The organism is Vibrio sp. SCSIO 43137 (genome assembly GCF_028201475.1).
Lineage (GTDB): Bacteria > Pseudomonadota > Gammaproteobacteria > Enterobacterales > Vibrionaceae > Vibrio.
Genome location: NZ_CP116383.1, coordinates 128,725 through 142,813, shown reverse-complemented (window position 1 = coordinate 142,813; position 14,089 = coordinate 128,725). Strand labels below are relative to the sequence as shown.

14 protein-coding genes are annotated in these 14,089 nt (G+C 36.8%); 7 read left to right on the top strand and 7 right to left on the bottom strand.

Features of this window, described 5'->3' with window-relative positions:
* Positions 1–30 precede the first annotated feature (30 nt).
* The 7 genes from PK654_RS00660 to PK654_RS00630 form a co-directional block, all read right to left on the bottom strand.
* Positions 31–756 (bottom strand): inositol monophosphatase family protein, encoded by a 726-nt coding sequence (locus tag PK654_RS00660; protein WP_271697028.1) that lies wholly within the window; start codon positions 754–756, stop codon positions 31–33.
* Complete coding sequence (locus PK654_RS00655) at positions 753–1,253, bottom strand: YhcH/YjgK/YiaL family protein (protein ID WP_271697027.1); 501 nt, start codon at positions 1,251–1,253, stop codon at positions 753–755. The genes PK654_RS00660 and PK654_RS00655 overlap by 4 nt, the downstream gene beginning before the upstream one ends.
* A 4-nt stretch (positions 1,254–1,257) precedes the next feature.
* Positions 1,258–2,217, bottom strand: a complete 960-nt coding sequence (locus PK654_RS00650) for a phosphoglycerate dehydrogenase (protein WP_271697026.1) — start codon at positions 2,215–2,217, stop codon at positions 1,258–1,260.
* Complete coding sequence (locus PK654_RS00645; protein ID WP_271697025.1) at positions 2,186–3,196, bottom strand: Gfo/Idh/MocA family protein; 1,011 nt, start codon at positions 3,194–3,196, stop codon at positions 2,186–2,188. Before PK654_RS00645 ends, PK654_RS00650 begins: the two co-directional genes overlap by 32 nt.
* The gene (locus PK654_RS00640) at positions 3,193–3,768 is read right to left on the bottom strand and encodes an SIS domain-containing protein (RefSeq protein ID WP_271697024.1); all 576 of its coding nucleotides are present in this window, start codon (positions 3,766–3,768) and stop codon (positions 3,193–3,195) included. Before PK654_RS00640 ends, PK654_RS00645 begins: the two co-directional genes overlap by 4 nt.
* Before the next feature lie 235 nt (positions 3,769–4,003).
* A complete protein-coding gene (locus tag PK654_RS00635) occupies positions 4,004–5,404 on the bottom strand; it encodes a mannose-1-phosphate guanylyltransferase/mannose-6-phosphate isomerase (protein ID WP_271697023.1) in 1,401 nt (466 codons plus the stop codon).
* Between the two features lie 33 nt (positions 5,405–5,437).
* Entirely contained in the window at positions 5,438–6,553 is a 1,116-nt protein-coding gene (locus tag PK654_RS00630) for a glycosyltransferase (RefSeq protein ID WP_271697022.1), read from the bottom strand.
* Positions 6,554–6,794: 241 nt separating this feature from the next.
* On the opposite strand from PK654_RS00630, the gene rfaD reads away from it, so the two are divergent.
* The 7 genes from rfaD to PK654_RS00595 all read left to right on the top strand — a co-directional run bounded on the left by rfaD (position 6,795) and on the right by PK654_RS00595 (position 14,089).
* Positions 6,795–7,736, top strand: coding sequence for an ADP-glyceromanno-heptose 6-epimerase (gene rfaD, locus PK654_RS00625; RefSeq protein WP_271697020.1), 942 nt, complete (start codon positions 6,795–6,797; stop codon positions 7,734–7,736).
* 97 nt (positions 7,737–7,833) lie between these two features.
* Positions 7,834–8,811: a lauroyl-Kdo(2)-lipid IV(A) myristoyltransferase gene (gene lpxM / locus PK654_RS00620; protein ID WP_271697019.1), complete on the top strand. Its 978-nt coding sequence runs from the start codon at positions 7,834–7,836 to the stop codon at positions 8,809–8,811.
* Positions 8,812–10,032 (top strand): O-antigen ligase family protein, encoded by a 1,221-nt coding sequence (locus tag PK654_RS00615; RefSeq protein ID WP_271697018.1) that lies wholly within the window; start codon positions 8,812–8,814, stop codon positions 10,030–10,032.
* Complete coding sequence (gene waaF / locus PK654_RS00610; protein ID WP_271697017.1) at positions 10,029–11,075, top strand: lipopolysaccharide heptosyltransferase II; 1,047 nt, start codon at positions 10,029–10,031, stop codon at positions 11,073–11,075. The genes PK654_RS00615 and waaF overlap by 4 nt, the downstream gene beginning before the upstream one ends.
* A 2-nt stretch (positions 11,076–11,077) precedes the next feature.
* Positions 11,078–12,361, top strand: a complete 1,284-nt coding sequence (gene waaA / locus PK654_RS00605; RefSeq protein ID WP_271697016.1) for a lipid IV(A) 3-deoxy-D-manno-octulosonic acid transferase — start codon at positions 11,078–11,080, stop codon at positions 12,359–12,361.
* Positions 12,358–13,077 carry a CatB-related O-acetyltransferase gene (locus PK654_RS00600; protein WP_271697015.1) on the top strand — a complete coding sequence of 240 codons (720 nt, stop codon included), beginning with the start codon at positions 12,358–12,360 and terminating at the stop codon, positions 13,075–13,077. Before waaA ends, PK654_RS00600 begins: the two co-directional genes overlap by 4 nt.
* A 40-nt stretch (positions 13,078–13,117) precedes the next feature.
* Positions 13,118–14,089, top strand: a complete 972-nt coding sequence (locus tag PK654_RS00595) for a polysialyltransferase family glycosyltransferase (RefSeq protein ID WP_271697014.1) — start codon at positions 13,118–13,120, stop codon at positions 14,087–14,089.

Below are 14,089 nucleotides of genomic sequence, written 5' to 3'. Positions count from 1 at the left end.
TATCTAAGACTAGTATAAAATATTTTTAGTTTAGCTTGTTTCTACTAATGTATTAGTACTGTAATCTTGTAAATACATAATGTTCACCTTGTTGTTGAGAGCTTTATTTATTGCAATCCCAGCAGCAACGTCCCACAATTTTATGTTATTTTCAATATATGAATCAAACCTTCCACTCGCAACATAAGCTAAAGAAAGAGCAGCTGAGCCCATCATTCTGATTTTCTTGTATTCTTGTATATTAGAAATAAAGCTCTTTAAAGTCTCTTCATCATCGTTCATATAAGTAGGGAAACCTGTAGCTAAAATCGATTGTGATTTCTCCTTTTTGTTTTTAGGTTCGAGTTTTGTATCATTCAACCAAGCCCCACTACCTATATACCCACTAAAGAGCTCCTCTCTGTTAAAATCATATATAACACCGAATATTGGCTCCTTCTCTACCCATAAAGCAATGGAGATACAACATAAAGGATTATCTCGACTAAAATTTAAAGTGCCATCAATAGGATCTATAACCCAATACTCTTCATTAGGCTTATTCTTTCTTGTTAAGCCTATTTCTTCACTTAATATTGGGTTATCGAACTCAAGAGAAATAGCATCGATAATCATCTCTTCTGCAATTCTGTCCAGTTCGAGTTTGATATCTTTTCCAACTTCTGAGTCTATTCTTTTATGAACCTGATTATTCAAAAAGATACCAACATCTATAGCTACTCTTTTTGCTAACTCAAATTCTCTTAAATATTTCATCGATACAATTCCATTGGAAGCTTGATCACAGTTTTATAAACCAATTCGGGGTGATCTACTTTAGGTAACCCTATGTGAGCGTCATCAGGGAAGAAAATGGCGATATCATGTTCTTGAAGCAAGAACTTTGAAGTAATATCAGTCATCTTATATGTAATAAGATCTTTTACTTCATCATAATGGCAGTCTATTTCAAGCTTATCAATATCAATATATTCCATTTGTTCATTACCTCGAACAATCAGCTGAAAATCTATATATTTTCGATGAGATTCAATAAAGCACTTCTCTCGCTCTTTAGTATAGTAAACTTGTTCAAGTGCGAATATTTCGTCTGTAATCTTAACCTTTTCAAACGCCCCTAAAGGTCGTTCTAGAATTCGCGAATAAACGTCGCTTTTTCTATCAAGAGCTTGCCTAAAATATTCGAATACTGCATCAAGATTTTTATCGCTTAAAAACTCTTCGATCTTGTATAGGTTTCCTATAATTGCCATAGCATTAGTCCTTTTGGCAGTAGGCTACGATATTATCTATCGCGGCCAATCCCATAGCTTGAACCGCTTCATTTGCATTACCACCGATGTGGGGTGTAGTAATGAGATTAGGTAATGAAATGAGCTCGCTATCTGTTGGTGGTTCAACCTCATAAGCATCAATCGCAGCTCCTGCAATAATATTATTTTTCAGGGCCCATTTAAGGTCATCCTGATTAATCAAGCCCCCCCTTGCTGTATTTATAACAATAGCCCTTTTTTTCATGAGAGACAGCGAGTCTTTGTTAATGAAATACTTAAGTTCTTCTGTCAACGGTGTATGAATGCTAATAATGTCAGCATTTTTGAATATTTCTTCTTTCGTAGCTTCGACGAGCCCATTTTCTTTGTAATAACTTTGTTGATCAATTATATCATTAACGAGAATTTCACAACCAAATGGTTTGAGTAGTTCGATAATATCCTTCCCTATATGCCCTACACCAATGATACCGACTTTCTTTCCAGTTACTTGCATCCCACCTTGCTTGTTCCAGTCACCCGCTTTCAATTCATTGGAAGTAACATATATTCTTCGGCTAAGACTTAGCATACATCCTAGGGCTAGCTCCGAAACTGATCTTTTATTAACGCCCTGAGTATGTAAAACTTTAACATTATGTCTATGACAAGCTTCAAAGTCTATATTGTCAAGACCAACTCCATACTTTGATATTGCTTTTAATTTTGGTACTCTGGATAAAACTTCGTCGTTTATCTTATCTAGCCCCACAATAGCAATGTCACACTTAGCCAAAAATTCAATTAGCTCGTCTTGCGTGAAACGTCTTTGAGGTTGATTGATTAATACCTTTTTAAATCCCTGATTATGAATGGTATTTACAAGATCCTTATCCTTCGAGAAAGCAACCGTTGTTATACCAATGGTAAGATCATTTATCACTGTAGAATCCTGAATTCTCATATATTCTCTCTACTAGTCTCAGTGTTTCGTAAGCATCTTGGCTAGTTCCATTCTTAATGCTTCGTTTATCCAAAATCGCTCCAACGAATTCTTCGACCTCTAACTTCCAAGAATCATCATATTCAAATGTTGTAATAGTTTCCTGAGGTTTACCCATTGCAAATTTGAGTTCTTCATGTTCTCTTCTTGCAACGATAAGTTTTTCTGGTGCGTAACTTCTTGTTCCAGAAAGAATGCCATCTAGGTTTATTGAGCCTTTTTCAAAACACATTTCTAACAAAAACTTATGTTTCCATTGCGTGGCACTTGAATGAAGCATTGCCGTAACTTTGTCACCCGATTGCATAATTGCAAAAGCATTGTCTTCCGCTTCAATATCCCAGAATGATGTCGTAATAAAACTATTGATATGTTCAAACTTCTGGTTTGAAAAATATCTCATCAGATCTAACATATGGATACCTTGATCAATGAGGATTCCGCCACCTGAATATTTTTGATAGTTCCGCCAGTTCTTGTGATAATCAATGCTACCAGCTTTGCCATATACACCACGTAGCCAAAGCAGTTTACCCATCACTCCTGAGTCAATTATTTTTTTTGCTTCCATAACTGAATAGTGATATCTGTGATTAAATCCATACTTTAAAACTAAATCACTCTGCTCTTCAGTTTCCATAACCGATTTAAGTTCTGTGCTAGTTCGTGCTGGTGGCTTTTCACAGAAAACATGTTTGCCAGCGCTAAGCGCTTGACTTGTATAATCTGCCAAAACATTATTAAATGCACAAACAAAAACCGCATCAATATCTTCTGCTAGTAGCTCTTCAAATGACTCACAAAACCTAATATCTTTATTTAGATTCTCAGGTTTTTTAATATCATATATTGCTACAAGCTTTGTATTCTCATTTTTCTCTAGTTCTTTAGCTCGAACTTGCCCTATATTTCCAAAACCGGCAATTGCTACTTTTATCATTTACTTGCCTTTTGAATATAATATGAATAGATAATGTGATCTAGAATCATATGAATATCTTCCACAAGCCCATATTCATCTTTTTCCGTATCTACATGAAATTCAATATCTGATAGTTGTTTTAGTTTACCTCCATCAAATCCAGATGCTCCAATCACGGTTGAGCCAATCTGTTTAGCATATTCAACTGCTGTTACAATGTTAGGAGAATTGCCACTACAAGAGATAGCAAGAATTACATCTTCAGGTTTCAATACATCTTTTAATTGCATATAAAAGATATTTTCATATCCAATATCATTTGCAATTGCAGATGTAACTGCAGCATTATCACCTAAACTGACCATATCGATGGCTAAAATGCCTCTTCTCTTTAGTCCAATTGCAAAATCATTAGCCCAATGAGATGCAGTTGCAGAACTACCACCGTTACCTATTACATAGAAGGTAGAACCAGTTTTAGATACCTTTTCAATTTCGTCGACAATTTGAGCTACAACTTCAGTGTCAATGGCGTCAAGATGTGCCTTCAAGTCATTAACATACTTTAACGTAAAGTCTTTAATTTCCATTTTTGTTCCCCTAATGTCTCTTTTACCATGTTAAATTCAAATAATCTGGCTGCAAAATAATTCATCCGTTTAACTTAAATCAATAACTATTAAGTATCGTGTAATTTGAATATCCCTTTCTTAAGCTGTCTAGAATAATCCTTGCCTTTTCCTTCAATAGAGCTACATTGTAGTGCTCAACGAAAATTGGCCATGAAATGAATATCGTAAGCTTTAAAGCATGTTAGCTTAGTCATTATTTGCTTTCCTCTAAACGTACGACATCATCTTCGTTTAGGTATGAACCTGATTGAATTTCGATTAGTTCTAATGGCATTTGGCCAGGGTTTTCCACCATGTGGCTTACTCCAACCGGGATATAGAGCGATTGGTTTTCTGTGATAATTTGCTCCTGGCCATTACTACTCACCTTCGCCGTACCAGAAACGACAACCCAATGTTCTGCACGATGATAGTGCATTTGAAGGGACTGCTTTTTACCAGGATGAACTGTAATTCGATTTACTTTATAACGCTCACCACCATCAATAGCGTCGGACTTACCCCATGGGCGATACACTTCACGATGCTCACGATACTCTGCGCGGTTTTCTGCTTTCAGATGCTCTACGATCTTCTTGACCTTTTGAACGTTATCCTTATGAGCAACTAATACGGCATCTTTTGTTTCTACTACTACAATGTCTTTAACACCCACCGAAGCAACCAATTTATTCGGTGCATAAATATAACAGCCCTCAGTATCTTTTATTATCGCATCACCGTGAATTACATTTCCTGCGTTATCTTTTTCTGATACTTCCCATAATGCAGACCAAGAACCTACATCACTCCATCCTGCATCCATTGGTACAACTACTGCTTTTTCAGTATGTTCCATAACCGCATAGTCCACTGAATCATCTGGACACTTCAAAAACTCACTTTTGTCTATTCGAATAAAATCTATATCCGTTGTGATATTTTTGCTTGCTCTTTGGCAACTATCATATACATCCTTCGAATGTATCTTTAACTCTTCAAGAAACACACTTGCTTTGAACATAAAGCAACCGCTATTCCAGTAGTAACCACCACTCTTTACATACTCCTCCGCTATCTTTAACTGTGGTTTTTCTACAAACTTAGCAACTTTGTAGCTTCCTTTTTCAGTTACTTCTCCTCGTTGGATGTAGCCATAGCCTGTCTCTGGACCTGTTGGCACAATTCCAAAAGTGACCAAGTTTCCATTCAAAGCCTCATCAAGAGCCTTATTTACTGATGACTGAAAAGCCGTTTTATCTAAAACGATATGATCTGCAGCCAATACAAGTAAAACAGGATCTTCTCCGTGTTCAATAGCCTGAAATGCAGCAAGAGCTATAGCAGGAGCTGTATTTCTACCTGCTGGCTCTAAAATGATTCGAGCTTTCTGACCAAAACTTCTCACTTGTTCAGCAACAACAAAACGGTGATCTTCATTTGAAATTATAATAGGCTCTGACATTGCCATCCCTTCAACCCTATCTAGAGTTGACTGAAGCATAGTCAAAGAGTTATGGTTATCTAGTGCAAGAAACTGCTTTGGGAAAGCAGAGCGAGACAAGGGCCACAGTCTAGAACCAGACCCTCCAGCCATTATTACTGGTACAAACATATTTTCAGATACTTTTCAATTGGTTATTAACCATCAATTCGATGTCTTGCCACTTAGCAAGTCTCGATACAGCTCTCTATAACTTTCAGCGTAGCGGGATATTGTAAACTTCTGTTCAAAACGCATTCTTGCATTTCTAGCAAATTCTGATCTTAACTTTTCATCTTTTTCTAAGCGTATCATTGCAGCAGCTAAACTAGCTGCATTTGCCGCTTCTACAGTAAAACCAGTGGTATTGTTATCATTAACATAAGATGACCCAGTCCCAATGTCACAGCTGATTATAGGGCGACCATACATTAACGCCTCAACAATAGATATGCCAAATGCTTCCGAACGCAAGTGAGATGGAAAAACAAAAGCTTTAGATAAGAAATGTAATGCAGATTTATCCTCTTCGTTAATAAATCCTATCATTTTAACATTTACTAGTTTAAACTTCTTAATATAGTACTCTAAATTACTTTTTTCGGGCCCTTCTCCTGCTATAACAACGGGCAGATTTGATAACCTTGCAGCCTCTAATAAGTACTGGAGTCCCTTATAATACCGAAGAACACCAACAAACAAGAAGAACCCCTCACCAACCTTATCTCTCCAGTAAGAAACTTGAGAACTACATGGTTCGGGATAACTAGCTTCATCAATAGCTAAAGGAATAATATCGACCTTATCTTTGAATCTATTCAAGTTTTTGCTACTTTTAGCATATTGAGGAGAACTTGCAACGATTCGATCCACTTGTGAAAGAAAAAGGTATTCTAACGGCCAATAAACCAGTTTTAGCACCTTTTGCTTTACTATGTCAGATTGATAACTTACTAAACTAGGACGCTTTCTCGCGAAGAAGCTTAAGAAATCACCTGTAGGCCAAGGGTATTGATAATGAACTAGATCATGTTCATTACTCAATCTCAGAAACTTCATAATGAGTCGAAAAGAGAAGCTATTTGAAGACACTTCAAAATCTTTCTTCAGAACAATAATTCTAGTTCCTTCAAAATAATAATCCTTATCCTTTTCTCCAAGAGTCAATATAGTACTTTCAACCCCCAACTCACTGCACCCTTTACAAATATAGCGAATAGCCTGTTCCAATCCCCCTTCCGTTTCCGGATAACATGTTCTATAAACGTGCAATACTTTCATAAATATATGCTACCGCCCTTGGGTAACACTCCCACAAGCAACTATCAAAGAGTTTTAACCGATGGAGTCTACCGTAGATACTTCACATAATCCAGTGCCACTCAATTAATAGCACAAATATCAGCAGCGCATCATATTCTATAACTTTTAGCTTGAATTTTCTGAAACACACCAACTGTTGTATCTCATTCAGTATTGTTATACTACGCCTTATCTTTAAGAGATCACTCAGGACTAAACGATGATTATAATTACCGGCGGTGCTGGCATGATTGGCAGCAACATTGTTAAAGCATTAAATGAGAAAGGGTACTCGGATATCCTTGTCGTTGACCATTTAAAAAACGGAAAAAAGTTCAAAAACCTTGTAGACCTCGATATAGCCGACTATATGGATCGGGAAGACTTTTTGATGCAGGTAATGGCTGGAGAAGACTTTGGTCCAATTGAGGCAGTTTTTCATGAAGGTGCTTGCTCAGCTACTACCGAATGGGATGGCAAGTATATGATGCTCAATAACTATGAATACTCTAAAGAGCTACTTCACTATTGCCTTGAGCGAGAGATACCTTTTTTATATGCATCATCAGCAGCTACTTACGGCGATACGGATACCTTCATTGAAGAAAAAAAGTATGAAGGTGCGCTTAACGTTTATGGCTACTCGAAGCAGCAATTTGATAACTATGTGCGACGGTTATGGCAAGACGCTGAGGCTCATGGAGAAAAGCTGTCTCAAGTTACTGGCTTTCGATATTTCAACGTTTATGGTCCCCGAGAAGAACACAAAGGCTCTATGGCTTCAGTTGCGTTCCACTTAAACAATCAAATGAATGCTAATGAAAACCCGAAACTATTTGAAGGTAGCGAGAATTTCCGTCGTGACTTCGTATATGTTGGTGACGTAGCAGATGTAAATCTATGGTTCTTACAGAATGGTCACTCCGGCGTTTTCAACCTAGGAACAGGAAATGCAGAATCATTCGAAGAAGTGGCTAAAGCAGTCATTAAGCATCATGGAAAAGGGGAAGTCGAGTCTATCCCATTTCCCGACCATCTGAAGGGAGCTTATCAAGAGTATACACAGGCGGATTTAACCAAACTCAGGGCTACTGGCTGCGATGTTCAGTTTAAATCAGTCGCTGAAGGTGTTGCTGAGTACTTATCAATCATCAATGATTAGATGAAGCTCAAAAGGGTTGAGTAGTAGGCTCTACTCAACCCAATTATTTGTGTTATCCTTCTAGGTATTAGTATTTACTCTTTTATGAGCTCCCTGAGTGCAAAATTCAAGAAACGATTTTGATCCAAAAGCCTATAACCCAACTTTTAAATGGAAGTTTCTTTTACCATCAAATTGGGGAACGTGGTTACTTATATTTATTACTATTCCAATTGCACTGCTCCCCAATTCGGTTCGCTGTTGGTTGGCTCGATTAGCTGCTCTCTTAATGCTAAAAAAAACAAGTACAGCTTGCAAAAGAGCTTGGGTAAATCTATCAGTATGTTTCCCTACAAAAAATAGATATGAGAAAGTATCTATTATCAGGAATGGGCTTACAACTGGCGGCGCATATTTATTAGGATTTGCCTCTTTAACTATACGAAGCAGGCACTGGCTTGAAAAGAAGTGTATTGTGCAAGGAATAGAGAACCTAACAAAACACACTGATAAAAATGAAAATGTCATTCTTCTCGTACCGCATACTTGGACAATTGATGTCCCAGCGATACTATTTGCCTCAAAAGGGCTACCTGTTGTTGGTTTTGTCAAACAGCAAAAAAATGAGCTCGGTGATTGGTTAATGCATAAACAGAGAATCCAGTATGGGGGTAGGATTTATGAAAGAAGTAGTGGCATTAAACCGTTCATCAAATCAATTAAGCAAGGGTATCTTGGTTACTATTTACCAGATCAAGATCATGGCCCCGATAATAGCGTTTTTGTGGACTTCTTTTCAGCCATTAAAGCGACCCTACCAGGATTAGGTAAACTTGCTAAAATTAGCAACGCCAAAGTCGTACCAATTTTTTCTTCTTATAATGTGGATAGTGGACAATACCAAATAGACATTTATCCAGCCTTAAAGAACTTCCCTACTGGAAGCGATGAAGGTGACGCAAAAGCTACAAATGATTATATCGAATCGGTTGTTAGTAGAAATTTAGAACAATACATGTGGAATCTATCATTACTAAAGACCCAAGCTGATGGTAGTAATCTATATAAATCCTACTTATCAAAGGATCCACTATAAATGAAACTAGACTATCGAAGCATTAATACGTTCCTTTGCTGCCTTTTTTTTATAGCTTTGCTCGTCACACCTAAATCATATATATGGGGTCCTATAGGTTTAGTTTTGCTTTCATTACTAAGTATCAAAACAGCCTGGAGAAATATAAAAGTACCAGAGATAAAAATCATTTGTTTAAGCTTAGTTCCATACTTTATTTTAGTTGTCATCTCATTTTTTCTTTACGGTGGAAATACAAGCCAGCTAGATATGCCTAGTAGAACTCTGTTAGCAAGTTTAGTTCTACTTCATTTATATCAGTTCCCTCCTAAAAAGTTATTTGTTTTTTATAGCATACCCATAGGCGGTATAATTACGGGCATGCTCGCACTATTTCATGTGCTTGAATTGAGTCCTAGAGCGTTCATGGTTAATGACTATATGGTAATTCAAGCCGCTGGGATGTGTGCAACATTAGGGGTTTTATCATTAGTTACATACTTTTACGCTAAAATAACAAACAAGAAGGTTCTCTACGTTTTATCTATAGTGGGTGCAACGTCGGCCTTGTTGGCTTGCTTATTGACAGGAGCAAGAGGAGCTTGGGTACTGACTCCTGTCGTTATCTTAACACTTATATGGAATCAACGTTTTTTAATAAGCAAAACCTCCGGTGTTGTAAGTATAATTGTTGCAGCAATTTGCTTAATTTTTGCTTCCCCCCAAATAACTGCCAGACTGAGTGATGTTGCGTCTGACGCAGCTATGTATACTGAAGGAAAGACGGTTACATCCACGGGTATTAGGATAGAGCTATGGAAGTCTTCAATATATAGCTTCCTAGACAAACCATTATTCGGACAGGGATTCGATGGAACTATGGAAGCTAAGAAAAAACAATTTTCAGAAGGAAAAGTAACAGAAGCAGCATTGGGCTCCAGAAGAGCCCATAACCAGTTCTTTGAAGATATGCAGACCAAAGGCTCACTAGGCATTATAGTATTGATTTCTATGTTTTATTTCCCATACAGAGTCTTTAAGAAGATATATAAAGGCTCAACAACTTCTATTGAGTCTCGATATTTTGCGTTAATGGGAATATGCCACATTGCTTTAGTCATAGGTTACTCAATGACCCAACATTATCTAAACCATCATTCAGGCATAATACTTTATACCATGGGTACAGTTATATTAGCTTCACTATGCCTGCCAGAGAAGAAGACTGAAAACGACATATGAAAATTCTTATAGTAGGTCCGTCATGGATTGGAGATATGGTAATGTCTCAATCCTTATACAAAACATTGAAATCACAACACCCATCATCGACTATTGATGTATTAGCGCCGAACTGGTGCAAACCTATCTTGGACAGAATGCCCGAAGTAAATAAGGCTATCTCAATGCCACTGGGGCATGGTGAAGTTGATCTATATAGAAGATTTCAAATTGGTAAAGCGTTAAGAGAAGAACAATATAATAAAGCTTACATTCTACCTAACTCGATGAAATCAGCACTTATTCCATGGTTTGCAAATATTCAATCACGTACTGGTTGGAAAGGCGAAATGCGATATGGACTGCTTAATGACTTAAGAAGCAATAAAAAATCGTTTCAATATATGCTAGAAAGATATGTCGCTTTAGCTTATCCAAAGCATGAAATGATAAACTCCAGTTCATTAGGTGGTATTGAAATACTTCCATACCCAATATTAACGGTTGATACACAATCACAAGCTAATTGTTTAAAAAAGTTCTCCCTCAAATTAGAAAAACCAGTGGTTGGTCTTTGCCCTGGGGCGGAATTTGGACCAGCTAAGCAATGGCCACCGGAGCACTATGCCAAGATAGCTGAAGATATGATCAGACTTGGTTATCAAGTTTGGCTTTTTGGCTCAGGGAAAGATAAAGATACAACAAACAAAATAGTATCAGTGACCTCTGAAAAGTGTAAAAAAGAACTGTTCAACCTAGCTGGTAACACAAGCTTAGTGGAGGCTATCGATCTTCTCTCCGCATGCTCAACCGTTGTAAGTAATGATTCTGGTTTAATGCACATCGCTGCTGCAGTCGGCTGTAACGTTGTTGCTGTTTATGGCTCAACATCTCCAGAGTACACACCTCCATTGGCAAAGAACGTAGAAGTAGTTCATACCGATATTGAATGTCGTCCCTGCTTTAAGCGAGAATGCCAATACAAGCACTTAAAGTGTCTAAAAGAGCTATTCCCTAGGCAAGTTTTACAAAGTATCAAAAAATTAGAGTCTATCGAGTTATAGCTATGATTACTCGTTTGTTATATACAGTTTTACTTATCATTGCTTCACCACTCTTATTGTTTGGCCTCTACAGAAGCAAACCAAATAAACCTCACTTTGGTTGGAGGTGGAAAGAGCATTTTGGCCTTGCTCCAAAGTTGGAAACTACAGAACCACCGATATGGATCCATGCAGTTTCTGTCGGAGAGTGCATTGCTGCAAAACCATTAATCAAAGCACTAAAGAAGCAAAATCCCGAGCAGCCAATACTCATTACTACAACTACTAGTACAGGTGCAAAAGAGATAGAAAAGCTTGGTGATATCATTGCTCATAGATATATGCCGTTGGACTTCTCATTTGCTATAAGGTTTTTTCTCAAAAAGATTAACCCATGCCAACTGTTAATCATTGAAACTGAGCTTTGGCCAAACACTCTGAATGAGGTACATAGATTTGACATACCAATTACTATTGTAAATGCTCGGTTATCAGAAAAATCTTATCAAAATTACGCTAAAATTCAGTTTTTATTTAATGAAATTCACCCAAAGATATCCAAAATACTATGCCAAACTCAGGTTGACGCAGATAGGTTTGAAAGGCTGGGAGTCCCTTCAGAAAAAATAGAAATTACAGGCTCGATCAAGTTTGATATAGAAGTATCAGACAATAATATTAAATCCGGTTTAAAACTTCGCGAAAAAATTGGTATCAACCGTCCGGTATGGATTGCTGCAAGCACACACAAGGGAGAGGATGAAATAATATTAAATGCTCACAAGCTAATATTGAAGACTTATCCCAGTACCCTTTTGATTTTAGTACCAAGACATCCTGAGCGATTTGCCACCATACACAACCTATGCACAAAAAATGGTTATAAAACCACTCAACGTACAGACAATGAAATAATAACTAAAGATCACAGTGTATACATTGGAAATACAATGGGCGAAATGTTAACACTGATAAGTTCATCGGATGTTTGCTTCATGGGAGGGAGCCTTATTGGCAATACCGTGGGTGGACATAACCTTTTAGAGCCAGCCGCTCTCGGAAAACCTATGCTTATTGGTCCAAGCTACTTTAATTTTAAAGATATTACTGAGCAACTACTAAAAGTAAAGTCTGTCGACATCGTTTCAAATGCTTCAGAAATATCTAAAGAAATAATAAGTAAGTTCGATGATAAAGAACTATTAGCGTTGACTGGCGATGCCGCAAAAGAAGTAGTAAAAAAAAATCAAGGTGCCATCAGGAACACTTTAATCGCATTAGATTTAAAAATGGAACTATCTCAATGAAGGCTAACTACAACCTGACTAAAAAAGAAATATCGTTACTAGACAAGTATGGTTATTTATTGTCTGACAGAAAAAAAGGTAGACGCACTATAAATCCGTGGCATGTGCTTGTATTAAATTATATGAAGAAAAATCTATGCCGAGATCAATATGGAAAGTTTAAAGAAGGTTATAGATATATTTCAGAAAAACTATACGGTTTTACAGTAGGGAAATACTCAACTGGGTATGAACAGTTTTGGCATCAAAGTTTATTGATCGAATCAATAGGAGCTTTTTGTAATATATCAGCTGACAATGTTACTCTCGCGGGTAATCACCCAACCTCAACCGTCTCAACGAATACTTTCACTTATAGTAAAAAAATCGGTTTTGTTAATGAAAACAAAGATATTTCTACTATAACAAATAATGAAAAAATTATAATTGGCAATGATGTCTGGATAGGTTCAAACGTAATTTTACTCCCAGGAATAAATATTGGTGATGGTGCTATTATTGCTGCCGGTGCAGTGGTAACCAAAGATGTTCCCCCATACGCTATCGTTGGAGGAGTCCCAGCAAAGATTATAAAGCATAGGTTTGATAGCGATACGGTTGAAAGACTTCTAAGCATAAAATGGTGGAACTGGAGTGATGATAAAATTAAGTTATTCATCCCATACATGACCAATACAGAATCATTTATAAATGCAGTTGAAAATGCATCAGCTTAGAGTTTGAGTTGGATCAATCAATTAAAGTAGAACACAATACATGAACTTATTTTTAGTAACCTCACCATTTCAATATATATGCGCAGTTGAAGCCAGAGAACAATACAATACAAGAAACAATATTCTCGTGCTAGTAGAACAAGACAATGAAGCTGGAAAGCGACATATGGATCAACTATTTAATGATGAACCTTGGGATGTTGTTATTAAAGTAAAACGTAGCAATCGAACTTTTATTACTCCTAGACTAATAAAGTCTATTCAACATATGGCGAAGCGTAAGCCATTAGAGTATTTTTTCTTTGCTGAATATAAGTCATGGCGAACCCGTATGTTCCTTAGAAACATTACAGCAGAAAAGCTTGTGTTGATAGATGATGGGATGGCCAATCTTTATGAATACTACCAATATATAGAGCCGAAAAAAACTTTCAAACGAACCCGGTGGTTACAAGACTTTCTGGTACAGCTTCAAGGGTGTAAAAAAATTGGAGTTATGCCGTATGATGAAAAACTAGAGATGTTTTCAATATTTAACATATCCAATACAGTATGTGTTCTAAAATTAAATAAGCTTGAATCATTAAGAAAAACTATCGGAGCATCAAAATGTTTTGATGCTAATGCAGAAATAGCATTTATTGGAGAAGGAGCTATTGGTGATAAAAATCAACCTGATATTGAAAGCTATGTTTCTAGATTGGAAAACTTGGCTAAAAATAGCTCATCAGATATTCTATATTTTCCTCATCGCACTGAATCAGAAAAAGTAACCAAAGCGATAAAATCCCTACCCTATATTATATATCACAATAGTGAATTCCCAATTGAACTAGAAATTGCTAACAAAAATATTAAACTATCTAAAATATACGGTGTTACTTCCACAGCTTTATATACTCTTTCTCTCCTATATAAAGAAATTCCCATATCTGCACATACATATGATAGTCACGTAGGAAACAAAATGATAGCATTTCTTAAAGAGCACTTTGCTAAACGACAACTCTAA

Bases quoted from the DNA above. Each gene is read 5' to 3' on its own strand.
- PK654_RS00660 (WP_271697028.1), bottom strand. From the start codon at position 756: ATGAAATATTTAAGAGAATTTGAGTTAGCAAAAAGAGTAGCTATAGAT.
- PK654_RS00655 (WP_271697027.1), bottom strand. From the start codon at position 1,253: ATGGCAATTATAGGAAACCTATACAAGATCGAAGAGTTTTTAAGCGAT.
- PK654_RS00650 (WP_271697026.1), bottom strand. From the start codon at position 2,217: ATGAGAATTCAGGATTCTACAGTGATAAATGATCTTACCATTGGTATA.
- PK654_RS00645 (WP_271697025.1), bottom strand. From the start codon at position 3,196: ATGATAAAAGTAGCAATTGCCGGTTTTGGAAATATAGGGCAAGTTCGA.
- PK654_RS00640 (WP_271697024.1), bottom strand. From the start codon at position 3,768: ATGGAAATTAAAGACTTTACGTTAAAGTATGTTAATGACTTGAAGGCA.
- PK654_RS00635 (WP_271697023.1), bottom strand. From the start codon at position 5,404: ATGTTTGTACCAGTAATAATGGCTGGAGGGTCTGGTTCTAGACTGTGG.
- PK654_RS00630 (WP_271697022.1), bottom strand. From the start codon at position 6,553: ATGAAAGTATTGCACGTTTATAGAACATGTTATCCGGAAACGGAAGGG.
- rfaD (WP_271697020.1), top strand. From the start codon at position 6,795: ATGATTATAATTACCGGCGGTGCTGGCATGATTGGCAGCAACATTGTT.
- PK654_RS00615 (WP_271697018.1), top strand. From the start codon at position 8,812: ATGAAACTAGACTATCGAAGCATTAATACGTTCCTTTGCTGCCTTTTT.
- waaF (WP_271697017.1), top strand. From the start codon at position 10,029: ATGAAAATTCTTATAGTAGGTCCGTCATGGATTGGAGATATGGTAATG.
- waaA (WP_271697016.1), top strand. From the start codon at position 11,078: ATGATTACTCGTTTGTTATATACAGTTTTACTTATCATTGCTTCACCA.
- PK654_RS00600 (WP_271697015.1), top strand. From the start codon at position 12,358: ATGAAGGCTAACTACAACCTGACTAAAAAAGAAATATCGTTACTAGAC.
- PK654_RS00595 (WP_271697014.1), top strand. From the start codon at position 13,118: ATGAACTTATTTTTAGTAACCTCACCATTTCAATATATATGCGCAGTT.